At 68.9% G+C, this 24,102-nt stretch carries 20 protein-coding genes; 12 read left to right on the top strand and 8 right to left on the bottom strand.

The annotated features are described in order from the left end of the window. Positions 1–18 precede the first annotated feature (18 nt). Positions 19–1,980: an acetoacetate--CoA ligase gene (locus IEY87_RS12850; RefSeq protein WP_189138776.1), complete on the top strand. Its 1,962-nt coding sequence runs from the start codon at positions 19–21 to the stop codon at positions 1,978–1,980. Here the strand turns inward: IEY87_RS12850 and IEY87_RS12845 are convergent. Next, entirely contained in the window at positions 1,970–2,527 is a 558-nt protein-coding gene (locus tag IEY87_RS12845) for an NADPH-dependent FMN reductase (protein WP_189138775.1), read from the bottom strand. The genes IEY87_RS12850 and IEY87_RS12845 overlap by 11 nt on opposite strands. After that, the gene (locus IEY87_RS12840) at positions 2,524–3,435 is read right to left on the bottom strand and encodes an NADP-dependent oxidoreductase (RefSeq protein WP_225276968.1); all 912 of its coding nucleotides are present in this window, start codon (positions 3,433–3,435) and stop codon (positions 2,524–2,526) included. The genes IEY87_RS12845 and IEY87_RS12840 overlap by 4 nt, the downstream gene beginning before the upstream one ends. Positions 3,436–3,542: 107 nt before the next feature. Between IEY87_RS12840 and IEY87_RS12835 the strand changes: the two genes are divergently transcribed. Both IEY87_RS12835 and IEY87_RS12830 read left to right on the top strand, forming a co-directional pair. Next, positions 3,543–4,502 (top strand): AraC family transcriptional regulator, encoded by a 960-nt coding sequence (locus IEY87_RS12835; RefSeq protein WP_189138774.1) that lies wholly within the window; start codon positions 3,543–3,545, stop codon positions 4,500–4,502. 258 nt (positions 4,503–4,760) lie between these two features. Then, the gene (locus IEY87_RS12830; RefSeq protein WP_189138773.1) at positions 4,761–6,083 is read left to right on the top strand and encodes a WD40 repeat domain-containing protein; all 1,323 of its coding nucleotides are present in this window, start codon (positions 4,761–4,763) and stop codon (positions 6,081–6,083) included. Between the two features lie 71 nt (positions 6,084–6,154). Here IEY87_RS12830 and IEY87_RS12825 read toward each other — a convergent pair whose 3' ends face one another. The 4 genes from IEY87_RS12825 to IEY87_RS12810 all read right to left on the bottom strand — a co-directional run bounded on the left by IEY87_RS12825 (position 6,155) and on the right by IEY87_RS12810 (position 10,745). After that, a complete protein-coding gene (locus tag IEY87_RS12825; RefSeq protein WP_308112914.1) occupies positions 6,155–7,636 on the bottom strand; it encodes an NADH-quinone oxidoreductase subunit NuoF family protein in 1,482 nt (493 codons plus the stop codon). Between the two features lie 29 nt (positions 7,637–7,665). After that, on the bottom strand, positions 7,666–8,445 hold the full coding sequence (locus IEY87_RS12820) for a ferric reductase-like transmembrane domain-containing protein (protein WP_189138772.1): 780 nt from the start codon (positions 8,443–8,445) through the stop codon (positions 7,666–7,668). 78 nt (positions 8,446–8,523) lie between these two features. Continuing rightward, entirely contained in the window at positions 8,524–10,104 is a 1,581-nt protein-coding gene (locus IEY87_RS12815; RefSeq protein ID WP_225276967.1) for a DUF1996 domain-containing protein, read from the bottom strand. Then, the gene (locus tag IEY87_RS12810) at positions 10,101–10,745 is read right to left on the bottom strand and encodes a DUF4142 domain-containing protein (RefSeq protein ID WP_189138771.1); all 645 of its coding nucleotides are present in this window, start codon (positions 10,743–10,745) and stop codon (positions 10,101–10,103) included. Before IEY87_RS12810 ends, IEY87_RS12815 begins: the two co-directional genes overlap by 4 nt. 108 nt (positions 10,746–10,853) lie before the next feature. On the opposite strand from IEY87_RS12810, the gene IEY87_RS12805 reads away from it, so the two are divergent. The 4 genes from IEY87_RS12805 (at position 10,854) to IEY87_RS12790 (ending at position 17,405) form a co-directional block, all read left to right on the top strand. After that, entirely contained in the window at positions 10,854–11,408 is a 555-nt protein-coding gene (locus IEY87_RS12805) for a sigma-70 family RNA polymerase sigma factor (protein ID WP_225276966.1), read from the top strand. Beyond that, positions 11,408–11,605 carry an anti-sigma factor family protein gene (locus IEY87_RS12800; protein ID WP_189138770.1) on the top strand — a complete coding sequence of 66 codons (198 nt, stop codon included), beginning with the start codon at positions 11,408–11,410 and terminating at the stop codon, positions 11,603–11,605. The genes IEY87_RS12805 and IEY87_RS12800 overlap by 1 nt, the downstream gene beginning before the upstream one ends. 83 nt (positions 11,606–11,688) lie before the next feature. After that, positions 11,689–12,495, top strand: coding sequence for a tryptophan 2,3-dioxygenase (locus tag IEY87_RS12795; protein ID WP_189138769.1), 807 nt, complete (start codon positions 11,689–11,691; stop codon positions 12,493–12,495). A 38-nt stretch (positions 12,496–12,533) separates the two neighbouring features. Beyond that, the gene (locus tag IEY87_RS12790; RefSeq protein WP_189138768.1) at positions 12,534–17,405 is read left to right on the top strand and encodes an NAD-glutamate dehydrogenase; all 4,872 of its coding nucleotides are present in this window, start codon (positions 12,534–12,536) and stop codon (positions 17,403–17,405) included. A 93-nt stretch (positions 17,406–17,498) separates the two neighbouring features. On the opposite strand, the gene IEY87_RS12785 is transcribed toward IEY87_RS12790, so the two are convergent. Beyond that, complete coding sequence (locus IEY87_RS12785; RefSeq protein ID WP_189138767.1) at positions 17,499–18,518, bottom strand: DUF8094 domain-containing protein; 1,020 nt, start codon at positions 18,516–18,518, stop codon at positions 17,499–17,501. A 47-nt stretch (positions 18,519–18,565) separates the two neighbouring features. Between IEY87_RS12785 and prfB the strand changes: the two genes are divergently transcribed. Next, entirely contained in the window at positions 18,566–19,681 is a 1,116-nt protein-coding gene (gene prfB, locus IEY87_RS12780; protein ID WP_189138766.1) for a peptide chain release factor 2, read from the top strand. Here the strand turns inward: prfB and IEY87_RS12775 are convergent. Then, positions 19,667–19,858, bottom strand: a complete 192-nt coding sequence (locus tag IEY87_RS12775) for a hypothetical protein (protein WP_189138765.1) — start codon at positions 19,856–19,858, stop codon at positions 19,667–19,669. The two genes, prfB and IEY87_RS12775, sit on opposite strands and share 15 nt — an antisense overlap. Before the next feature lie 203 nt (positions 19,859–20,061). Between IEY87_RS12775 and ftsE the strand changes: the two genes are divergently transcribed. Genes ftsE through IEY87_RS12755 form a run of 4 tightly spaced genes read left to right on the top strand, consistent with a single transcriptional unit; the run spans position 20,062 to position 24,025 of the window. After that, positions 20,062–20,751 (top strand): cell division ATP-binding protein FtsE, encoded by a 690-nt coding sequence (gene ftsE / locus IEY87_RS12770; RefSeq protein WP_189138764.1) that lies wholly within the window; start codon positions 20,062–20,064, stop codon positions 20,749–20,751. Positions 20,752–20,772: 21 nt separating this feature from the next. Continuing rightward, entirely contained in the window at positions 20,773–21,678 is a 906-nt protein-coding gene (gene ftsX / locus IEY87_RS12765) for a permease-like cell division protein FtsX (RefSeq protein WP_189138763.1), read from the top strand. 23 nt (positions 21,679–21,701) lie between these two features. Further along, the gene (gene smpB / locus IEY87_RS12760) at positions 21,702–22,169 is read left to right on the top strand and encodes an SsrA-binding protein SmpB (protein WP_189138762.1); all 468 of its coding nucleotides are present in this window, start codon (positions 21,702–21,704) and stop codon (positions 22,167–22,169) included. Further along, complete coding sequence (locus tag IEY87_RS12755) at positions 22,166–24,025, top strand: penicillin-binding transpeptidase domain-containing protein (RefSeq protein ID WP_189138761.1); 1,860 nt, start codon at positions 22,166–22,168, stop codon at positions 24,023–24,025. The genes smpB and IEY87_RS12755 overlap by 4 nt, the downstream gene beginning before the upstream one ends. Positions 24,026–24,102 lie beyond the last annotated feature (77 nt).

Genomic DNA, 24,102 nt, shown 5'->3' with positions numbered 1-24,102 from the left:
GCCGACAGGATGGGGCACATGGTTGCTGAAGGTGCACTTCTCTGGGAACCCACTGATGAGATCGTCGCTCGCGCCAGGCTGACTCGCTATCTGGACTGGATCGGGCGAGCCGGGGCGGGTTACGAGGAGGTGTGGCAGTGGTCCGTCGACCGTCCGGCGGAGTTCTGGACCACGATCTGGGAATACTTCGACGTGCTCGGGGAGCGGGCCGACGGGCCCGTGATCACCGGGACGATGCCGCAGGCCGAGTGGTTCGCCGGCAGCACCATCAACTACGCGGAGAATGCGCTGCGCCGCACCGAGGGCGTCGCGGCGGTCTTCGTCTCCGAAGACGGCGCCCGCCAGGAGCTGACCTGGGCCGAGCTCCGCGAGGACGTCGCCCGCGTCCGGGCGGGCCTGGTCCGGCTCGGCGTCGAGCGCGGCGACCGGGTCGCCGGCTACCTGCCGAACATTCCGCAGGCCCTGATCGCCTTCCTGGCCACCGCCTCGCTGGGCGCCATCTGGTCGGCGGGTTCGCCCGACTTCGGCGTGCCGAGCATCATCGACCGGTTCAAGCAGATCGAGCCCAAGGTGCTGATCGCGGTCGACGGCTACCACTACAACGGCAAGAGCTACGACCGCTCGGCCGCGGTCAACGAGATCGCCGCCGGCCTGCCCACCCTCCGCGCCACCGTGTGGATCCCGTACCTGAGCGCGGTGGAGGACGGGCGGGCGCCGCAGCGGGCCGAGCCCGCCCCCGCCGACACCCGGGAGCTGCCGCACGGCGAGGTGATCGGCTGGGAGGGGCTGCGCGCGCAGAGCGCGCCGCTGGAGTTCGAGCGGGTGCCGTTCGACCACCCGCTGTGGATCCTCTATTCGAGCGGTACGACCGGGCTGCCCAAGCCCATCGTGCACGGTCACGGCGGGGTGGTGCTCGAACACCTCAAGTCGCTCTCCTTCCACCAGGACCTGGGGGAGGGGGACGTGTTCTTCTGGTACACCACCACGGGCTGGATGATGTGGAACTACCTCATCGGCGCCCTGCTGGTCGGGGCCACGCCGGTGCTGTACGACGGCTCGGCCGCCTTCCCCTCGGCCGCCGCCCTGTGGCGGATCGCGGCGTCGGAGAAGGTGACCTATTTCGGCGTCGGCGCGCCGTACATCATGGCGTCGATGAAGGCGGGGGTCGTCCCGGAAGGGCTGGACAGCCTGCGGGGGGTCGGCTCGACCGGCTCGCCGCTGCCGCCGGAGGGGTTCGCCTGGGCGGCCGAGCGGCTGCCGGGGATCCCGCTCGGGTCGTTCTCCGGCGGCACCGACGTGTGCACCGGGTTCGTCGGCGCCACCGTGCTGCACCCGATCCGGGCCGGGATCATCCCGTGCCGATCGCTGGGGGCGAAGGTGGAGTCGTTCGACCCCACCGGCGAGCCGGTCGTCGGCGAGGTCGGGGAGCTGGTGCTGACCCAGCCGATGCCGTCGATGCCGGTGATGTTCTGGAACGACCCCGACGGCGAGCGCTACCGCGACAGCTACTTCGACGTCTATCCCGGCGTGTGGCGGCACGGCGACTGGATCAAGCTGAACGACGACGGCAGCTGCGTCATCTACGGCCGCTCCGACTCCACGCTCAACCGGGGCGGGGTCCGGATGGGCACCAGCGAGTTCTACCGGGTGGTCGAGCGCTTCGAGGAGGTCGCCGACAGCCTGGTGATCGACACCGGCCAGCTAGGTCAGGACGGGCAGCTGCTGCTCTTCGTGACCCTCGGCGAGGGGGCCGCCCTGGACGAGCGGCTGGAGCGGGCGATCTGCTCGGCACTGCGCACGGAGCTGTCCCCCCGGCACGTGCCGAACGAGATCCGGGTCGTGCCGGGCATCCCGCGCACGCTGTCCGGCAAGAAGCTGGAGGTGCCGATCCGGCGGATCCTGCTCGGCACCCCGGTCGAGCAGGCCGCCAACCCCGACGCCATGGTCAACCCCGAGGTGCTGAGCCATTTCAGACCCTGAGCGGGCGCAGCGCCGAGGCCCAGGAGAGCAGTTGGTCGAGCATGGCGGTCACCTTCTCCTCCTGGTGCGGGCCCGGCTGGAAGACGCTGAAGTTCTCGAAGTCGGTGTGCAGCGAGAGCGTGACCTGAGCGGGCACGTCCGCGACCTTGAGCTGGCCGAGCACCTGCCGTAGGTGCTCGGCCGCCCGCGCGCCCCCGTCCACGCCGTAGCTGACGAACGCCGCCGACTTGTCGGCCCACTCGGCGAACAGGAAGTCGATCGCGTTCTTCAGCGCGCCCGAGGTCGAGTGGTTGTATTCGGGCGTCACGAAGATGAAGCCGTCGAACGCGGCGATCCTGTCGGACCAGGCCCGGGTGTGCGCGTGGTCGTAGCGCCCCGCCGCCGCCGGCAGCGCCTCGTCCAGGTGCGGGAGGTCGAACTCGCGCAGGTCCACCAGCTCGAAGGCGGCGTCGTCACGCTTGACGGCGAGGTCGTGCACCCAGCGGGCGACGGTCTCGGCGTTGCGGCCGGGACGGGTGCTGCCGATGATGATGCCGATCTTGATCACGAGGTCTCCTCGGGGAAAAGGATGATCTTGCCGCGGGTCTGGCCGGCTTCGGCCCTGCGGTGGATCTCCGTCAGGTGGGTCAGGGGATGGGTCTCGGCGATCTCGACGACGAGCTCGCCCTTGTCGATCAGCTCGGCCATCGCGGTGAGCTGGGCCGGCTCGTTGGTGCCGACGAAGTGGTGCGCGTTCGGCGCGTCGATCGGCGTGGCGACGGTGACGACCACCCGGCCGAGGGGAGCCAGCGCCGCCGCCTCCTCCGGGGAGACGGCGGCGAGGTTGAGCACCACGTCCATGTCCCCCGGCAGCGGGGTGGTCGTGTAGTCGACGATCTCGTCCGCACCGAGCCGGCGGACCGCCTCGGTGCTGCGCGGGCTCGCCGTGGCGATCACCGTCGCGCCCGCGTGCTTGGCGAGCTGTACGGCGAACAGGCCGATGCCGCCACCCGCGCCGTTGATCAGCACCCGCTGCCCGGCGCCGATCCGGGCGTGGTCGAAGACCGCCTGCCAGGCCGTGAGCCCGGCGACCGGGATGGCGGCGGCATGGGCCGGCGGGATGTTGTGCGGCGCGCGGGCCAGCTCGGCCGCCGGCGCGACCACGTACTCGGCGGCGCTGCCGGCCACCAGGCCGATGACGCCGTCTCCCACGGCGAGGCCGGTGACCCCCGCGCCCAGCTCGGCGACCGTGCCCGAGACGTCCCAGCCCAGGGTGTACGGCAGCGTCACCTCCAGCAGGCCCTGCAGCAACCCGGCGCGCAGCCCGACCTCCGAGGGGTTGAACGAGGTCGCGATCACTCGGACGAGCACCTCACCCGGCCCCGGTGACGGCACAGGGATGTCGTCATGGCGGATCACGCTCGCCTCGCCGTACTCATGGATGCGCGCGGCTCTCATGGTGGCACTCGTGGACACGAGGCTCTCCTTTCGTTCGTCTGCAACCGTAGGAGAGGGCGCTGCGTCATCCAATGTGTCTGTGTCTGCTTTTCATACGCGATCGTCTCTCGGGCTAGACTCGCCCCGTGGACGTGCTCAGTGATGTGATCGCCGCCGTGCGGGTCGGGCTGCCCAACTCCAGCCACGTCACCTGGCACGCCCCCTGGGCGCGGCGGTTCTCCTCCTGGCCAGGCTCCGCCGGCTTCCAGGTGATCCTCCAGGGCTCCTGCTGGCTCATCCCGGAGGGCGGCGAGCCGATCCCGCTGAGCGTCGGCGACGTGGTGTTCTTCCCGCACGGCCACGGTTGCGTCCTGGCGGACTCGCCGTCCACCCCCGTCCCCGACTCCGACTGCGATCCGGAAAAGGAGGCCGCGCTCTTCAGGTCCGCCTCGATCGCGGGGCCGGGCGCGGCGACGGTCATCCTCTGCGGCGGCTACCGGCTCGACGACAGCCGATCCCATCCGATCCTGCGCAACCTGCCCGATCTGATCCACCTGCCGGCCCGGCTGGGCCACCACCCGGAGCTCCGCGCCGCCGTCGACCTGCTCGCCACCGAGATCGGCAGTCCGCGTCCGGGCGCCGACACCGTCGTGGCGTCCCTGCTGGACCTGCTGCTGCTCTACATCCTGCGCGCCCACCTCGACGCCGAGCCGGGGCACTGCGAGGTCAGCGGCTGGTCGGCCGCCCTGGCGGACCCCGGCATCAGCGCGGCGCTGGACGCGGTCCACCGCGATCCCGCCCATCCGTGGACGGTGGGGTCGCTCGCCGCCCGCGCGGGCCTGTCGAGGGCCGCCTTCTCCCGCCGCTTCTCGACGCTGGTGGGGCAGCCCCCGCTCGCCTATCTGACCTGGTGGCGGATGGGTCTGGCGGGCCGGCTGCTGCGCTCCACCGACGCCCCGCTGAGCGAGGTGGCGACCCGCGTCGGCTACGGCTCGGAGTTCGCCTTCGCCAACGCCTTCAAGCGTGAGCACGGACTCGCGCCGGGAAGATACCGCCGCGAGTCCTGCCCCATCGTCACCGGCGTCGCCGAGCGCCTGGTCCAGTGACGCGCGGCTTGTACGCGCAAGCCCCTGCGGATGGCGGAGTGCCCACGGGCCCCATGGAGATCATGAACGCAGCCGGTGCCGTCTCGAGGGATGGGCCGATGGAGGAGATCCAGGGATCATGCGCGGAATCCGTGGACTGCGGGCCATAATCACGGATTGTGTGAAGATCAGCTGTACCAGTCGTTTCGTGTGCGTGGCACACTCCTTCTTGCTGACTGTGAGGTTCCGCAGTTGTCCACCGATCTGTACGGTGTCCGCGTGCTTGCGCTCGAACCTGAGCGCCGCAAGGTGACGTTCGAGGTCTTCGTCGTCTACTACGACACGCACGCCAAGACCTACCCGCCGCTGCCAGATGAGCCCGGCTTCTTCCTCCATGTTCTGTGGCAGCAGGGGCGGTGGGAGCATCCGCTGGGCGAAGCGATCACCGTGGACCAGATCCTGAACGATGAGTGGGTCAACCTCCACAGCCGGTGGTTCATCGAGAACATCGAGCGGACCTCGACCGCCAACCATCCGCCCCAGGACGAGGACTTCGAGCGGCTCTACGACTTCTACTACGAGCGTCCGGGCGGCTGGAAGGACGAAGAGCTGCTTGTCCAGGCCGAGTACGAAGTGCACGTGACCGATCCGCGCTGGCTGGAGCAGTTGAGCGTCGGCGACGCCTGGGGTACGGCGGCGTACCCCATGGCTGCCGACGACGTGCGCTACGAGGAGGCTGCGTACGTTCCGGACCTGCGCAACGCGGTCACGCTCATGCCCTTCGAGGGCCGGTCCAAGGAGGCGGGCACGCCGGGTGGGCTCGCCTTCTCGGATGACGGCCGCTATCTGGCGGTCGCCAGCGACAAGGACGGGCTGCTGATCTACAACACCGACGACTGGACCGAGCATGCCGATGTCGACGGCGTGAGAATAGGGCTCTTCCCCCAACTCGTCTGGGTTCCCGGGGAGCACGTGGTGGCGCTGACGGCGTTCCAAGGGGACGGGCAGTGGGCGTACGACGTGGCCGCGCGCGCCTCCGTCGATGTGCCCCGTCAACCGGGGAAGGCCCGGTCCCGCACGGGCCGCTATCGCGTGGATTACGGCGAGGGTTACTGGCTCGACGCGTTCGTCAGCGATTCCGGCATAGCTGAAGGCGTCGTGCCCGTCGGTGCGGACGATCCGGAATTCACCGTTGAGTCGGCGGCTTTCACCGCGGACGAGTCCCGGCTGTTCGTGGCAGGCATGGGCGCGAATATCCATGTCCTGGATCCGTCGACCGTGAGCATCGTGGGCACCATCGCCGACGTCGGGGAAGGGGTGAAGGGTCTGGCGGTGAGCCCGGACGGCGCCTATGTGGCGGCCACGGTCGACACGAACCGGTACTACGAGCCCAGTGAGCACGAGTTGTGCGTCTGGAGGATCACCGACCACAAGATCATCACGCGCCGCCGCGGCGGCATCTACGGCGGGCCGCTGGCCTGGTCACCGGACGGCCGCTGGCTGGCGGCCAACGTGACCACCGACGTCGACGGCTACGGTGGTGAGACGCGGATCTTCCCGATCGGGCTGCCCGCCGATCCGCCGGCCGGTCTGTTCGGGTAGCGGCGGCGATGGAAAAGACCGCCTCGTCCGCCGTGGCCGGCGGACGAGGCGGCTGGACCGCGCAACGGCCGCTAAGTCGCCTGGGCCAGGCGCAGGGCCAGCGCGGGGCACATGTCGACCGCGCGACTGGCCTCCTTGACCATCCAGCCGGGCACCGTCTTGAACGACGGGAAGCCGTAGTCGTCCAGGCTGACGAACTCCGGCAGCAGGTGCGCGCACAGGCCGTGCCCCTGGCAGCGGGTCCAGTCCACCTCCAGGCGGTACTCCGGCTCGTCCTCCCGCTCCGGCAGCGGCAGGATGCCACGCACCGGACGTCCGCACGAGCCGTGCTCCTGGTGCAGCGCGATGTCGGATTCGAACGCGTCCAGCGTCGACAGCACGAACTTGGCGGTGCCGTCCGGGTGGAAACACGCGCCCCGGCGCTCGACAGCGCGCACCGAGCGCCGGATGGAGTCGGTCGAGCCCGAGCCGTCGACCAGGGCGGTGAGCGCCCTGGCCACGTCGGGCAGGCCGAGGCGGCAGGGGCCGCACTGCCCGGACGACTGGGCCGCCAGGTACGCGGCGACCCTGGCGGCCTCGCCGAGTGAGCAGGTCGACTCCCCGAGCGGCACGATGATGCCCGCGCCGAGGCTGCCGCCGGCCCTCTTCATGCCCTCGCGCGAGATGATGGCGGAGATGGCCGTCTCAGCGTCCAGCCACGCGCCGTGGTAGCCGCCGATCAGCACTCCGTCGCCGATCTCCGCCTCGCACATCTCGAGGACGTTGATCAGCGGAGTGCCGGTCGGCACCTCCACGACGGCGGGGTTCGCCGCTCCGCCGCTCACGCTGAGCAAGGTGGTGCCCGGCTCCCTGCTGGTGCCGACCTTCGCGTACTCCTCCGCGCCGAGCTCGGCGAGCACGGCGAGCTGGGTGAACGTCTCGGTGTTGGACAGCAGCGTGGGCAGCCCGTCGACGCCGCTCGTGCTGGCCCGCCGCTTCCTGCCCGGCGGCACCGCCTCCAGGCCGTTGACCGCGCGCACCAGGGCGCCGCCCTCGCCGGAGATGAACTTCTCCTGCAGGCCGACGACCCTGATGTTGATGCGGCTCTCGGCCGCGCCCGCCACGTTGGCGGCCCGCCTCTCGGCCACGGCCGCCTCGATCGAGGACTTCGCGACCTCGCCCTCGACGGTGGCGAGCACCACCTCGCGGGCGTTCAGCGCCTCCGCGGCCAGAACCGCGCCGTCGAGCACCAGGTGCGGGTTGCGCACCAGGAGCATGGCGTCCTTGGAACTGGCCGGCTCGCCCTCGGCGCCGTTGACCAGCACCACGCACTCGCCGCCGCGGGCGGCGTCGGCCACCGCCCGCAGCTTGCGGGCGAACGGGAACGCCGCGCCGCCCCGCCCGCGCATGTCCACCTCCTCGACCAGGGCGATGATGTCGTCGAGGCTGCGGGGCACCTGGTCACCGTGCAATGTGCGGTGCGCGGGCAGGTCCAGCCGCCTGGTGTGGTCGAGTCCGGCCGTGAGACGGGCCGGACCCATCCGCAGCACGCGCGGCACTGAATGCGGGATCACGGCGTTCTCCTAGCGATTCTCGGGCGGGGTCATCCCGCCTCGCGGTACTTCCGTCGGGCCTCGGCGAGGCTGACCGGCGCGTTGATCCCTTCAGGTACGGCGACAGGCATGTCGCTGACCTCAGGGGCGTCGACCCACTCAGGCGTCAGCGCCGGCCTGAGCAGCGTGGCCAGGACCCGGATGAGCAGGGCCGAGCCGACGGCGGCCAGGCAGGCCATGTACGACCAGGACACCCAGCTCGCCGCGAACCGGCCCGCGGTCAGCCCGTGCAGAATGGCGATCGGCCAGGACAGGTAGGCGGAGGCGTGCATGAACCGCCACAGCCACGGCCTTCCGGTCACCGCGAAACGTCCTCGCAGCATGCCGGTCACCGCGACCACGACCATCATGTCGAACGCGATCGTGCCGAATCCCACGTAGAGCCCCGCCACGGGAACCACGGCCGCGGCCAGCGGGACGTGGTTGAGCGAGATCATGAGTGAGATGTGCGTGAGCAGGAAGGCCATCCCGGCGAACGCGGTGGCCCGGTGCGCGAACTGCGCCCGGACCCGGTTCGGCGGGGACAGGAAGACGCGCTCCGTGGTGAGCAGCCCGAGCGCCACCGTGGCGGTCAGGCTGACCAAGGCGAGCACGCCTCCGTAGAACTCGAGGAAGCCCACCACGCGGCCGAGCATCGCCATGCCGCGATCCGTCAGTGTCAGGGCGAACACTGACAGGAGGATCGCGGCGAGGGAGGCGCTCGCCCCGAGCCGGACGCTTCTGCTGTCCAGTTTGCTCGGGGCGTGCCGGGGTTGACGTCTGTGGAGCATCGATTCCCTCCATGGTCGGGGTGAGGGTGCGACTCGGGAGGGCCTGACATTGGCTACCGTCGCGACACGGATGTCAGGTCAGCAGCGGCGGCCTCGGTTGATGCAGTTGACCGCGTTGTTCATCAGGCGCTCCGGCATCACGTTGACGAAGTCCGCGTGGTCGGTGATCGGATTGTGGAGCTGCTCGGGGAACGCGTCCACAGCGAACGACGGTCCTGAGGGCACCGAGTACGTCAGCACCATGTGGAGCTGCGGCACGGCCTGGGTTCCTTGCGGGCATGCGCCGTTCTGATCAGGGAAGACGATGTGGCTGCGGTGGTTGGCGCTGTCGGTGTTCTGGCCGTCCCAGCAGCTCGGGAAGTCCAGAATACGGGCTACCTGGCTGCCGCGCGGGCAAAGCGGGTATTTGTCAGGACTTACCCGGTTGGTGAAGCCGGTGCAGCTCCAGCCGGCGCGGGCGTTGGCCGGGCCGTTCGTGGCCGCCTTGGCGTCGCCCATGATGATCCGCAGGAAGCGCGGCATCGCCACGACCTTGGAGGTCGCGTTCCCACGGAACTGCAGCGTCACCGAACGGGGGCGCAGGACCTGGCCGACGTTGCCGTCCGGGTCCGCGGTGTTGGCGTCGACCTGGCGGTTACGCAGCACGGGCCAGTAGTAGGTGGACTTGTCACCCAGGCGGCACGTGGTGCCCGAGGCTTCCAGGCTCTCGTCGGTCGAGAAGGCGTCGGCCGACAGGTTGCCCACGTAGTCGTGCAGGTGGTGTGCGCCGTTGCTGACACCGGGAGCGACGATGAAGTTGTCGGGGTTGTTGTGACCGTTGCGGTTCGTCCCACAGGCGGAGACGAACGATCCCCTGGAGCCGTTCCTGCCGATCCGCGCGTCGAGCTGACGCGGCTGGATCTGCCTGATGTTGACGAAGTCGGTCACGAACGGGCCGAGGTCGGCGCACTCGTTCTCCTCGCCGCCTCCGGTGGGGGAGGGGCTGGGTGAGGGCGAGTTCGTCGGCCGCTGAGTGGGCCTGGGGCGGTTCCTGCGACGGTCCTGGTCCTGGTCCGGGTTGCCGTTCCGCCGGGCGTTCTGGTCCTGGACGTTGTTCTGCCGGTTGTTCTGGTCCTGGTTCTGGACGTCGTTCTGCTGGCGGTTCTGGCTCTGGACCTCGTCGTTGCCCTGGTCCTGCGCGTTGGGGTCCTGGTTGCCCTGGTCCTGCGCGTTGGGGTCCTGGACCGGGTCGGCGGCGATACCGCCACCGGATACGCCGTTCTGCTGCTGGTCCTGCTGCTGTTGGTCCTGGTCCCCGTTCTGCTGCTGCTGGTCCTGCTGCTGGTTCTGGTCCTGCTGGTTCTGCTGCTGGTCGTTCTGCTGGTTGTTCTGATCCTGCTGGTTGTTCTGCTGCTGGTCCTGCTGTTGGTTCTGGTCTTGCTGCTGGTTCTGGTCCTGCTGGTTGTTCTGGTCCTGGTCCTGGTCCTGGTTCTGCTGATCCTGATCCTGCTGCTGGTTCTGGTCCTGCTGCTGCCTGTTGTTGTTCTGCGGAGCCTGTTCGCCGACTTCGCAGTGGTCGGCCAGTGCTGGTGTCGCGCTGCCGATGACGGCCGCGGATACCAGCCCGCCGGCCACCATGGCCAAGGCGGACATGGCCGCGGCCATGCGTCTGGATCTCATGGTTGTCTCCTCGGGTCGACCGCCGCAGGGGCGGGTGCTGCGGGTGAAGGCGTCGGGGGTGCCGGCAGTTCGTCGTAGTTGACCAGCCCGGTGGATTCCAGCAGCGTCATGTGCCGCATGACCACCGTCATGGCTGTCCCGGAGAACCTTCTGATCTCCGAGTTGCGGGTGCCCGCCCTCACGTTCGCGACAAGGCTGAAGACCTTGCCATGCGCGGCTCTGAGCAGGTTGGCGAAGTCCCGGTCGAAGGCCGGTCCGGTTTCGGTGGCGAGCTGCGCCATCCACTGTTGCTGGTCCGGACTGGCTCGATCGGGCAGCGGTACGGCGAGCCGTCCCGCTAGCTGGCGGACCGCGGCGTCGAGCTTCTTGTGGTCCTCCACAAGATGGGCGCCGACGTCCTTGACCCTGGCCGAGTCGGCCCGTACCTGGGCCCATTGGCCTACGGGAATCTCCCAGAGGCCCGCCTGCCGTACTTTGACCAGGAAGTCACGATCAGCGGGCCCGAGCGGGCCCGATGCGGTCTGAGTGACCTCGGTCAGCACGGCCGTGTTCGCCTGCGGCATGATCAGGAGGATCGTGATCGCAGCCGCGAGGGCGAAGCCACTGAACATCACCACTTCGCCGCGCAAAAGCCTGTGCATGGTCGGAGGTACGCGGGTATTCCGAGCCCGGTTCACCTATTCCGGGAGATAGTCAGAAATGACTGGAGTTATCGGAGTGGCTACCGGACGCATAACGAAGATGTAAAGATGTGCCCCGTGCTAGGTCACCTCGACGGCAGGTTCGAGAGTGCCGAAGCCGAGGCGGAGCACCGCATCGCGGAGCTCTACCAGGAGTTCGGCGGCCCTCTCCTGCGCCACGTACGCAAGTCCACCGGTAACGATCTGCAATGGGCCGAGGATGTCGTACAGGAGACGCTGGTCCGTGCTTGGCGTAACTCGGCACGGCTGCAGTGGGAGCCGGGCCTTCTCTGGGCCTGGCTACTCACCGTAGCCCGTCGGATCGTCATCGATGGACGTCGCCGGAAGAGTGTTCGGCCGCACGAGGTCGAACCGCCTGACAGCGACATGATGGCGGTGCCCGACGGCGCGGAGCGCGCCCTGTCGGCGATGGTCGTCGCCGACGCCCTCCGCAGTCTGTCCGAAGAACACCGCGAAGTCATCGAGCAGACCTATCTCCGGGACCGTACGATAAGTGAAGCGGCGGAGATACTGGGGATTCCGCCGGGCACCGTGAAGTCCCGGCTCTACTACGGCATCCGGGCGCTGCGCGAACTGCTGCGCGACAAGGGGGTAGCCGGCTGATGCATGACGAGGTGGCCGCCTATGTCCTCGGTGTGCTCGACGATGACGAGCACGAGGCGTTCGAGCGGCACCTCGACGGGTGTGAGCGATGCCAGGCCGAGCTGATGGAGCTCGCCGGCGTTCCCGAGCGGCTCGACGAGCTCAAGCAGGACCCCTCCGCCTCTGAGGACGACCCGCCGATGTCGATGTCACGTTGACGTATTTGCCCTTTTCGGGTGGTATCGGTACGGCGAGGCGTGCGCCCGGTATTCAGAACCGGGCGAGGCGGGGGAGGTGACCGGTGGGCGTCGACGATGATGCGGCCGTCCCTCACGATCGGCGGTTCGGCGAAGAAGGCGGCCGGTTGTCCTACGGCGGCTACCTTCGCCTGCCCGATCTCCTCGCGCAGCAGCGGCCCCAGTCCGAGGCTCCGGACGAGCTGTTGTTCATCACCATCCACCAGGTCTACGAGCTCTGGTTCAAGCTGCTGCTGCACGAGCTGGAGGTGGCCCGAGCCGCCATGTGCGATGGCGAGCTCTGGCAGGCCAGGCACGTGTTCAAGCGGGTGCACGCGGTGGAGCGGGTGCTCGTCGAGCAGGTCGGGGTCCTGGAGACGATGACGCCTCAGGACTTCCTGGAGTTCCGCGCCCACCTCGCGCCGGCCAGCGGCTTCCAGTCGGTGCAGTTCCGCGAGCTGGAGTTCCTGTCCGGCGTCAAGGACGCCCGCTATCTCGATCGGCTCAGGGACGCCGACGACACCGAACGGGCCAGACTGCGGCGACGGCTGGAAGAGCCGACGCTGTGGGATGCTTATGTGACCGCCCTGTCCCGACGTGGCCTGCCGGTTTCCGACGATGACGAGATCATGGCCGCGCTGCTGACCGTGGCGAGGGACCGCCGATCGCACGACGATCTGTGGCAACTCGCCGAGGACCTTCTGACGCATGACGAGACCACCGCACAGTGGCGGATGCGGCACGTCCAGATGGTCGAACGGCAGATCGGCACGAAATCGGGCACCGGCGGCTCGACGGGCGCCCCCTACCTACGCGGGCGGGTCCGGATGCACTACTTCCCGCTGCTGTGGGAACTAAGGGCCAGGCTGTGAAAAGCCATGGCGAACCCTCACAAAGGAGTGAGAGCGAAATGCCGCTCGACGAGGCCAAGGATGAGCTGCTCCAAAGGGCCGCGCAACGGTGCGCGGTGGGCAGTGACCATGTGAGCCCCGAAGAAGCACAGTCCTTCCTGCGGATCTACTACCGGCACGTCGCCCCGGAAGACCTGCTCCAGCGCGGTCCCGTCGACCTGTACGGTCCCGCGATGTCCCAGCGGCGGCTGGCCGAGCTCCGCCCGCAGGGCAGGGCCGCGATCCGCGCCTACACCCCCACCCTGGAGGAGGACGGCTGGGACCCCGGCCACTCCGTCGTGGAGGTGGTCACCGATGACATGCCGTTCCTGGTCGACTCGGTGACGATGGAGCTCGACAGGCACGACATCGGCGTCCACCTGGTCGTGCATCCGCAGATGCGGGTCCGCCGCGACCTGACCGGCCGGATGCTCGGCCGGGGCGAGGAGGACGTCACCGGCCAGATGCTGGTCGAGTCGTGGATGCACATCGAGATCGACAGGCAGTCCGACCCGGAGGCGCTCAAGCGGCTGGAGGCCGACCTCCTGCGGGTGCTGTCGGACGTACGGCACGCGGTCGAGGACTTCCCGAAGATGCGGGACCTGGCCATGCGGACGGCCGAGGACCTGACACTGAACCCGCCGCCCCTGGAGCCCGCGGAGGTCGAGGACAGCCTGGACCTGCTGCGCTGGCTGGCCGACGGGCACTTCACCTTCCTCGGCTACCGCGAGTACCGGCTGGAGAGCGGCGCGGCGGGTGAGACGCTGCGCGCCCTGCCCGGCGCGGCGCTCGGCATCCTGCGCGACGACAAGGCCGGCTCCGACAGCTTCTCCGCCCTGCCCGCCGAGCTGCGGGCCAAGGCGCGGGACAAGCAGCTGCTGATCATCACCAAGGCCAACTCCAAGGCCACCGTGCACCGCGCCGCCTACCTCGACTACATCGGCGTGAAGCTGTTCTCGCCCGAGGGCGAGGTGATCGGGGAGCGCCGCTTCCTCGGCCTGTTCACGCACGTGGCCTACAACGAGTCCATCTCCCGGATCCCGGTGCTCCGGCGCAAGCTCGCCGACGTGCTCAGCAGGGCCGGGCTGACCCCGGAGAGCCACGACGGCAAGGATCTGATCGAGATCCTGGAGACGTTCCCGCGCGACGAGCTCTTCCAGACCTCGCTCGACCAGCTGCTGCCGATCGCGCTCGGCGTGCTGCGGCTGCGCGAGCGCAAGCAGGTCAAGCTGTTCCTGCGCCGCGACGACTACGGCCGCTACATCTCCTGCCTGATCTACCTGCCGCGGGACCGCTACACCACCAAGATCCGCCTGCAGATGCAGCAGCTGCTGCTCAAGGCGCTGGGCGGCAGGACGCTCGACTACAGCGCGATGATCGGCGAGTCGGCGCTGGCCCGGCTGCACGTGGTGGTGCGCGGCGAGCGCGGCAAGCAGTTGCCGCAGCCGAGCGTCGACGTGGAGGAGCTGGAGGCGCGGCTGGCCGCGACCACCCGCTCGTGGGAGGACGATCTGGCCACCACCCTGCTGGAGGTGGCCGCCGAGGAGGAGGCGCCGCAGCTCCTGCGGCGCTACCAGGCAGCCTTCCCCGAGGGGTACAAAGCCGACTTCCCGCCCGAGGTGGCCGTGGTCGACCTGCGCCGCATGGAGGAGCTCGTCGGCGCGGACGACAAGGAGATCCGGCTCAGCCTCTACGAGCCGTACGACACCACCGAGGGTGAGCGGCGGCTGAAGATCTACAAGGTCGGCTCGCCCATCTCGCTCTCCCACGTGCTGCCGCTGATCCAGCGGCTCGGCGTGGAGGTCGTGGACGAGCGCCCGTACGAGATCGACAGGGACAACGACCCCGCCACCAAGAACGCCTGGATCTACGACTTCGGGCTGCGCTGCGCGCCGTCGGACGAGGTCGACAACGACGACTTCAAGCGGCTCTTCCAGGACGGGCTCATCGCGCTGTGGACGGGCCAGATCCAGGCCGACAGCTTCAACTCCCTCATCCTGAAGGCCGGGCTGACCTGGGAGCAGGTCGAGATCCTGCGCGTCTACGCCAAGTATCTGCACCAGGCCGGCAGCACGTTCTCCCAGCGGTACATGGAGCGGGTGCTGCTGGGCAACGTGCGGCTGTCCCGCCTGCTGGTACGGCTGTTCGAGGCCAGGCTGGACCCGCGGCGCCCGGACGACGTGCGCACCGACCTGGCCGACGCGCTCACCGAGGAGATCCTGGGCGCGCTGGACGAGGTGGCCTCGCTGGACGAGGACCGGATCCTGCGGGCGTACCTGGAGATGATCCAGGCGACGCTGCGTACCAACTACTTCCAGACCGTCGATGGGCGGCGCAAGCCGTACATCTCCCTGAAGTTCGACCCGCAGGCGATCAGCGTGCTGCCGCTGCCGCGGCCGCAGTACGAGATCTTCGTGTACTCGCCGCGGGTGGAGGGTGTGCACCTGCGCTTCGGGAAGGTCGCCAGGGGCGGGTTGCGGTGGTCGGACCGGATGGAGGACTTCCGGACCGAGATCCTGGGGCTGGTCAAGGCCCAGATGGTGAAAAATACCGTTATCGTGCCTACCGGGTCTAAGGGTGGCTTTGTCGTGAAGCGTCCGCCCGCGTCTGGTTCGCGGGAGGACCTGCTCGCCGAGGGCGTGGCGTGCTACCGGATGTTCATCTCCGGCCTGCTCGACGTCACCGACAACCTCGTGGACGGCAAGGTCGTGCCCCCGCCCGACGTGGTCAGGCACGACGGCGACGACACCTACCTGGTCGTGGCCGCCGACAAGGGCACCGCCAAGTTCTCCGACATCGCCAACGGCATCGCCAAGGAGTACGGCTTCTGGCTCGGTGACGCCTTCGCCTCCGGCGGCTCCATCGGCTACGACCACAAGGGCATGGGCATCACCGCCCGCGGCGCCTGGGAGTCGGTCAAATACCACTTCCGCACCATGAACGTGGACGTGCAGAGCACCGACTTCACCGTGGCCGGCGTCGGCGACATGTCCGGCGACGTCTTCGGCAACGGCATGCTGCTGTCCCGACACATCCGGCTGGTGGCGGCCTTCGACCACCGCCACATCTTCGTCGACCCCGACCCCGAGGCCGCCCGCTCCTACGCCGAACGGCAACGCCTGTTCGACCTGCCGCGCAGCTCCTGGGCCGACTACGACACCGCGCTGATCTCGGCCGGGGGCGGCGTCTTCGCCCGCACCGCCAAATCCATCCAGATCACCCCGCAGATGCGGGACGCGCTCGGGCTCGACCCGGGCGTCACCACGCTGGCGCCCAACGACCTCATCAGCGCCATCCTGCGCGCCCCCGTCGACCTGCTCTGGAACGGCGGCATCGGCACCTACGTCAAGGCCAGCGCCGAATCCCACTCCGACGTGGGCGACAAGGGCAACGACTCGCTCCGGGTCAACGCCGCCGACCTGCGCTGCAAGGTCATCGGCGAGGGCGGCAACCTCGGCTTCAGCCAGCTCGCCCGGATCGAGTTCGCGCTGAACGGCGGGCTGGTCAACACCGACTTCATCGACAACTCCGCCGGCGTCGACACCTCCGACCACGAGGTGAACATCAAGATCCTGCTCGACCAGGTCGTCCGCGACGCCGAGCTGACCGACGAGCAGCGCAACGAGGTCTTCACCTCCATGACCGACGAGGTCGCCGCCCTGGTGCTGCGCGACAACCACGCCCAGAACGTGGTGCTGGCCGCCTCCCGCGCCCAGGCCGTCGAGATGCTGCACATCCACGCCCGCTACCTGCGCCGGCTCGAACGCGACGGGCTGGTCAACCGGGAGCTGGAGTTCCTGCCGTCGGACAAGACCCTCGCCGAACGCCGCCAGGCCAGGCTCGGCCTGACCGCCCCGGAGTTCTCCGTCCTGCTCGCCTACACCAAGCTCGTGGCCGACGCCGAACTGCTCGGCACCGACCTGCCCGACGAGCCCTACCTCGCCTCCTGGCTGGTGTCGTACTTCCCCTCGGTGCTGCGCGACCGCTTCAGGACGTACATGGACGCGCACCCGCTGCGGCGCGAGATCATCACCACCGGTGTGGTGAACGAGCTGGTCAACTCCATGGGCACCACGTTCATGTTCCGCGTCGGTGAGGAGACCGGCGCCTCCACCCCCGACATCGTCCGCGCCTACCTGGTCGCCCGCGAGGTCTTCGACTTCGCCAGCTTCTACCGCCAGGTCGAATCCCTGGACAACCAGGTCGACACCGCCACCCAGCTGGCGATGCTGCTGGAGGCCCGCAAGCTGGCCGAACGCGGCACCCGCTGGCTGCTCACCAACCGGCGCCCCCCGCTGGACCTGGACGTCTCCGTGGGCTTCTTCGTCAAGGGCGTCAACGGCCTGCTGTCCCACCTGCCCAAGCTCCTGACCGGCCCCGACCTGGCCGCCTTCGAGGACCGCCGCGACTCCTTCATCGCCCGTGGCGTCCCCGCCGGCCTCGCCGAGCGGGTCGCCGCCATGGTGCCCGCCTACTCCACCTTCGACCTGGTGGAGGTCTCCTCGCAGACGGGCCGGCCCGTCAACGAGGTGGCCGAGGTCTACTTCGACCTGGCGGACCGCCTCCAGCTCGCCCGCCTCAGGGAGCGCATCATCGCCCTGCCCAGGGACAACCGCTGGAACGCGATGGCCCGCGCCGCACTCCGCGACGACCTGTACGCCGCCCACGCCGCGCTCACCCGCGACGTGCTGGCGCACAGCACCCCCGGCCTGTCACCGGAGGAACGCCTGGCCAGGTGGACCGAGGCCAACTCGGCCGCCGTCCACCGCTCCAAGCAGACGCTGTCGGAGATCTGGGAGAGCGACAACTTCGACCTGGCCACCCTCTCGGTGGCCCTGAGAGCCATCCGCACGCTGGTCTCCGCCACCAGCCTCCCCTACAAGGAATCCTGACCCCAAGAGCCTCAGGAGCCCCGTCAGGACACCTGGCGGGGCCTCCCCGGCGACCGGCGGCAGGCGCGGGTCACCGAACGGGTCACTGACGGGTCACTGGCCGGAGGCGCGGGTCAGGGCGCCGTCGTGGGCGATCACCTCGGCCGCCGCCGGGGTCTTCGACGGGGGGACGTCCGTGACGTACTGGTGGACCTCGGTGATCTTGAGGTTGCGGCGCACCACCGGGGCGGAGATGGCCCAGCGGGCGGACGCCGGCACCGGGATGTAGTCGTCCTCGGCCGTCTTCGTCGTCGTCGTGGTGGTCCGCGACAGTGAGTATTGGATCACTGCCCCACCGTCGACGGTACGCAGGCCGTACACCGGATTGTCGTTGGCGGAGAAGATCGAGTCGTAGCTGAAGCCGTTCTTCTTCGCCCGCTCCCGGGCGGCGGTGATCTCCGCCGCGACGTCGGTGGTGTAGGGACCGGCGGCGATGAGGCCGGCGGCGACGCCGTCGGCGCCGGCCTCGGCGACCGTGGCGTGCAGGGGGCCCATGTACTGAGGGCTGATGGTGACGCTCTTGTCGGCGGGGACGATGGCGGTGGCGTAGCCGTCGGCGTCGAGGTGGATGTCGGGCGCCGGCCGGCCGGTCAGCAGCCGGGCCGCCGCGCCGAGCCGCCAGTCGCCCGACTTGGCGAAGGTCAGCATCGTCAGGTGGCCGTCGCGGGTCGTCAGCACGCTGAACCAGGGGGACGACTCACCGGCCGGGAAGCGCGGCACGTAGAGGGTGGGGGGTCCCCAGGTGCGACGGGGCGGCTCGCCCTTGGTGGACAGGTAGGCGACGGTGGTGAGCCGGGCCTCGGCGTCGCGTACGTACTCCATGGCGAGGCGCAGGTCGCCGCCGTCGCGCAGCACGTTGTCGGTGGCGGTGAAGGTGGCGAACACCTCGGCCGCCTCCTCCGGCGTGACGGCGGTGGCGGGGACGGTCGAGGAGGGGGTGGCGGGCGCGGACGCGCCGCTGGTCGCGGCGGCCGGGGTGGTCGCCGGGTCGCCAGGGCTCGTCGAGCAGGCGGACGCCACCGTCAGCAGGGCGACGGCGAGCGCCAGCGCCTTCCGCCGACCGTGTACACGCACCTCGCCATGTTATTCGTGCCCGCGAGGGTCGCGTACGCTTGGTAGACGTGGCAGTCATCGATCCGGCAGAAGAGATCAACGAGCTCGCGGGCACGCTGCGCAGCATCCAGGACGTGCTCGACCTCGACGCGATGCGCAAGCAGATCGAGGAGCTGGAGGAGCAGGTGGCCGCCCCCGACCTGTGGGACGACACCGACAAGGCGCAGAAGGTCACCAGCAAGCTCTCGCACATCCAGGGCGAGCTCAACCGCGTGGACGGGCTGGTCCGCCGCCTCGACGACCTGTCGGTGCTCTTCGAGCTGGCCTCCGAGGAGGCGGACGAGGACACCAGGGCCGAGGCTGACAAGGAGCTGAGCTCCCTCAAGTCCGACATCGGCGCTCTTGAGGTGCGGACCCTGCTGGCGGGCCCCTACGACGCGCGCGAGGCCCTGGTCACGATCAACTCCCAGGCGGGCGGCGTCGACGCGGCCGACTGGGCGGAGATGCTGCTGCGCATGTACCTCCGCTGGGCCGAGCGGAAAAACTACCCCACGGAGGTCTACGAGACCTCCTACGCCGAGGAGGCCGGCATCAAGTCGGCCACCTTCGCCGTCAAGTCCCCCTACGCCTACGGCACGCTGCGCGGCGAGCACGGCACGCACCGGCTGGTCCGGATCAGCCCGTTCGACAACCAGGGCCGCCGCCAGACCTCGTTCGCCGGGGTGGACGTGGTGCCGGTGGTCGAGCAGACCGACCACATCGACATCGTCGAGGACGAGATCCGCGTCGACGTCTACCGCTCGTCGGGGCCGGGCGGCCAGGGCGTCAACACCACCGACTCCGCCGTCCGCATCACCCACCTGCCGTCCGGCATCGTGGTCTCCTGCCAGAACGAGCGCTCACAGCTGCAGAACCGCGCCACGGCCATGAACGTGTTGCAGGCCAAGCTGCTGGAGCGCAAGCGGCAGGAGGAGGCGGAGAAGATGTCGGAGCTGCGTGGCGTCTCGACCACGTCATGGGGCACCCAGATCCGCAACTACGTGCTGCACCCCTACCAGATCGTGAAGGACCTGCGCACGAGCACCGAGGCGGGCAACCCGACGGCGGTGCTCGACGGGGACCTCGACGCGTTCATCGAGTCGGAGATCCGCTGGATGCGCCGCCAGGAGTCAGAGCCCGCCTAGGTGGCGCAGCGCCAGCGTCACCAGGAGCAGCACGACCAGCAGCAGGGCGAAGAGGGCGGGCGTCAGCCCGGCGAAGCCGTGCTGGTGCATCCGCTCGCGGTTGGCACGGCAGAGGGAGCAGCGGCCCTCTATCACGGGGTGGGCGCACTGCGCGCATACGAGGTGTTGGCAACTCATGTCAGCCCCAAGTCTAGCCGCACAATCGTTTTGTTTCCGTTATGGACGTTCCATGCCAGTCTTCCCCCTAGACTGTCCTCTGGCCAATCGGAACGTCGATCATCGGTAAAGATGGGCGTCCCCGATCGGCGAGCGGCGGGAAGTGGGCATGTGCCACCCTCGCATCCGTCCTGACCCCTAGACTGGCATGCCGTGATGCTCTCGTGATCCATTTCGATAATGTCACCAAGGCCTACGCGAACCAGAACAGGCCCGCTCTCGACCACGTCTCGGTTGACGTGGACAAGGGCGAGTTCGTGTTCCTCGTCGGTCCTTCCGGATCAGGCAAGTCCACGTTCCTCCGCCTGATCCTCAAAGAGGAGCGACCCAACTCCGGGGCGATCCATGTCGCAGGCAAGGACCTGGGTCGGCTCTCCAACTTCAAAGTGCCCCACCTACGCCGCCGCATCGGCTGCGTGTTCCAGGACTTCAGGCTGCTCCCGAACAAGAACGTCTATGAGAACGTGGCGTTCGCGCTCGAGGTCATCGGCAAGCCCAGGCGGTTCATCCGCAAGGTCGTGCCGGAGGTCATCGAGCTGGTCGGCCTGGAAGGTAAGGCACACCGCATGCCCGACGAGCTGTCCGGTGGCGAGCAGCAGCGCGTCGCCATGGCTCGCGCGTTCGTCAACCGGCCCATGATCTTGCTGGCGGACGAGCCGACGGGCAACATCGACCCCGCGACGAGCATCGGCATCATGAAGGTGCTCGACCGGATCAACAGGACCGGCACCACGGTCGTCATGGCCACGCACGACGCGGCCATCGTCGACTCCATGCGCAAACGTGTCGTGGAGCTGGAGGACGGCAAGATCGTCCGCGACCAGTCGCGTGGCGTCTACGGCCAGGCGTACTGAGCAGGGAGCAGCAGACAAACCATGCGGGCGAACTTCATCTTCTCCGAGGTCTGGATCGGCCTCCGTCGCAACCTGACCATGACGATCGCGGTCATCATCACCGTGGCGGTCGGCATGGCGATGCTGGGCGTCGGCTTGATGATCAACGCCCAGGTTTCGATGATGAAGGACTTCTGGTACGACAAGGTCGAAGTATCAGTTTTCCTGTGCACGAAGAACACCGCCAACGAAACCTGCAAGGGCAAGGCGATCACGGCCCCGCAGACCCAGGCGCTGCAGAAGCAGATCCAGGGGCTGCCCGGGGTCGAGAAGGTGTTCTACGAGGACCAGGTCGCCGCCTACAAGAACTTCCAGGAGTCCTTCGCCTCCAACAAGGCGCTCGTGGCCGCGACCAAGGCGGAGGACATGCCCACGTCCTTCCGCGTGAAGCTGATCAACCCCGACAACTACCAGCCGATCGTCCAGTCCCTCACGGGGCAACCCGGTGTCGCCCAGGTGCTCAACCAGAAGGACCTGGTCAGCAAGGTCTTCGAGCTGCTGGACAAGTTGCGCGGTGGCGCGATCGTGGTCGCCGTCGTCCTGGTCCTCGCGGCGGCTCTGCTGATCGGCAACACGGTGCGGCTGTCGGCCTTCAACCGACGGCGTGAGACAGGCATCATGCGGCTGGTCGGCGCCTCCAACCTCTACATCCAGCTCCCCTTCGTCATGGAGGGCCTGATCTCCGGCCTCATCGGCGGCGTGTTCGCCGCGGTCCTGCTGATCCTCGCGAAGGTGCTCCTGTTCGAGGAGATCGGCGCTCAGTTGACGCGCGGGGCCCAGATCGGCTGGAACGACGTGGCCTCGGTCATCACCCTGACGATGGCCATCGGCGTGGTCATCTGTGTGCTGGCGTCATTCGTCACACTTCGTCGCTACCTCAGGGTCTGACGAAACGCCGGTAAGGTCAGAGCATGCCACGTGAGACCGGGCGGAAGATCATCGCCCAGAACAAGCGTGCCCGGCACGATTACCACGTCGAGGACACCTTCGAGGCGGGGCTCGTGCTGCAGGGCACCGAGGTGAAGTCGTTGCGCGAGGGTCGCGCCTCGCTCTCGGACGGCTACGCCACGATCGACGACGGCGAAGCGTGGTTGATGAACGTCCACATCCCCGAATACAGCCAGGGGACGTGGACCAACCACGCCGCCCGCCGTAAGCGCAAGCTCCTGCTGCACCACAAGGAGATCGACAAGCTCGCCGCGAAGACCAAGGAGGGTGGGCTCACGATCGTGCCGCTCGCGCTCTACTTCCTCAACGGCAAGGCGAAGGTCGAGATCGGCATCGCCCGGGGCAAGAAGGACTGGGACAAGCGGCAGTCGCTGGCTGAGCAGCAGGCCAAGCGGGAGATGGCTCGGGCGCTCCGGCACCACAACCGATGAGCCGAGCCCGCCGCGCCCTCGCCGCGACCGTCACCATGGCGGTCGCGAGCATGACCCTGACCGCCTGCCTGGAGGAGTCGTCGCCGCACGACGCGGTGCGCGACTTCCTGGTGGGCTGGCAGTCCAACGACTACGCCCTGGCCGCCGGCCGCACCGACGCCGACCCCGAGACGGTCCGCAAGGCGCTGGCCGACGCCAAGCTCCAGCTCGACGCCGCCTCCTTCCGATTCAAGATCAAGAGTCTCAAGGTGGAGGGCGAGGAGTCGCGGGCCGCGTTCGGCGTGGAGGTCGACCTGGGGGACAACAACCCCCTGTGGACCTACGACGGCATGCTGCCGCTGCACATGGTCGACGGCCAGTGGAAGGTGCGCTGGTCGCCGTCGGTGCTGCACCCCCAGCTCAAGGAGGGGCAGCGGTTCGCCGTCAAGGCCGAGCCGCAGCCGCGCCAGCCGATCGTCGACAAGGACCGAAACCCCCTGCAGGAGCAGACCTTCCTCTACGTCACGGGCGTCGTGCCCGCGCAGCTCGGCGACCGGGCCGAGCAGGTGGTCGAGCAGCTCACGCAGATCACCGGCTACGCCGAGGACCGGCTGCTCAGCCGCATCCGATCCGCGCCGCCGAATGTGACCGTGCCGTTGGTCACGTTCGGCCGCACCCGCTACCTTCAGGTCAAGGCGAAGCTCGACGCGATCCCCGAGCTCAAGACCGTGACCCAGGCGCAGCCCGTCGACCCGGACGACCCCAAGCAGATCGTCGGCAAGGTCAGCGCGCTCACCCCGGAGACGGAGCAGAAGCTCGGCGGCCCGCAGCGGGCGGGCGACTCCATCGGCCAGAGCGGCCTGCAGCAGGCCTACCAGGACTTCCTCACCGGATCCACCCGGACCACGGTCATCACCCTGGACCTCAAGACCGGCAAGGAGGTCGCCGCGCTGAAGGAGTGGCCCGGCAGGCAGAACCTCTCGGTGCGCACCACGATCGACAGCTCCGTGCAGGAGGCGGCCGAGCGGGCGGTCTCCGACACCCGCACCAGCGCTCTGGTGGCGGTCAAGGCGTCCACGGGCGAGATCCTGGCCGTCGGCAGCAAGGGCCTGCACCAGGAGAAGGACGCGCTGGCCGGCAGATTCCCGGCCGGGACGGCGTTCTCCATCGTGGCGGCCGACGCCCTCCTCAGGAGCAAGGTGTCCCCCAAGCAGAAGCTGCCCTGCCCGGCGGAGCGGACCGTCGGCGGAGCCAGGTTCGTGCACGCCAGCCAGGTCATCGGCTCCTCGCCCACCTTCCAGGAGAACTTCGCCAAGGGCTGCGTCACCGCGCTGGCCTCGCTGGCCCGCCGGGTGAGCGGCGCGGAGCTGGACCGCAGCGCCCGTAGCTTCGGCATCGGCCAGACCTGGCGGCTGCCACTCAAGTCGTTCAGCGGCTCGCTGGCCAAGCTGTCCAGCGACGCCGACAAGGCCAAGGCCATCGCCGGTCAGAACGTCGAGGTCAGCCCGCTCAGCATGGCGCTGGTCGCCTCGGCGGTCGCCTCCGGCACCTGGCGCCCGCCTGTGCTGGTCACCGAGCCGGCCGAGCCCGACGCCTCGGCGGAGCTGGCGCCGGCCCCGGCCGTCCAGCCGGTCCCCGTCGATCCCCGCGTGCGCAAGACGCTCGCCGCGATGATGCGGGCGGGATCCGCGGGCACCGTGGCCCAGAACGGCCGGGGACGCGTCTTCGGCGTGACGGCGAAGGATGTCGGCGAGGACAAGCAGATGGCCTGGTTCGTCGGCTGGCAGGGGGATGTGGCGATCGCCGCGCTCACCCGCGCCTACGACCCGGCGGCGCTGGCCGGCAACTTCTTCGCGGCGCTCGATAGCCGTTCGTGATTTTCTTGTGACATAGAGCAACCATTCGGCGGTCCGGCTGCGTCTTACCTAGTGACTGGACCCGCTCGGGGGGTTGC

Source organism: Nonomuraea glycinis (assembly GCF_014646515.1).
GTDB lineage: Bacteria > Actinomycetota > Actinomycetes > Streptosporangiales > Streptosporangiaceae > Nonomuraea > Nonomuraea glycinis.
The sequence above is the reverse complement of the archived record's forward strand: the minus strand, read 5'-3'. Positions and strand labels throughout refer to the sequence as shown.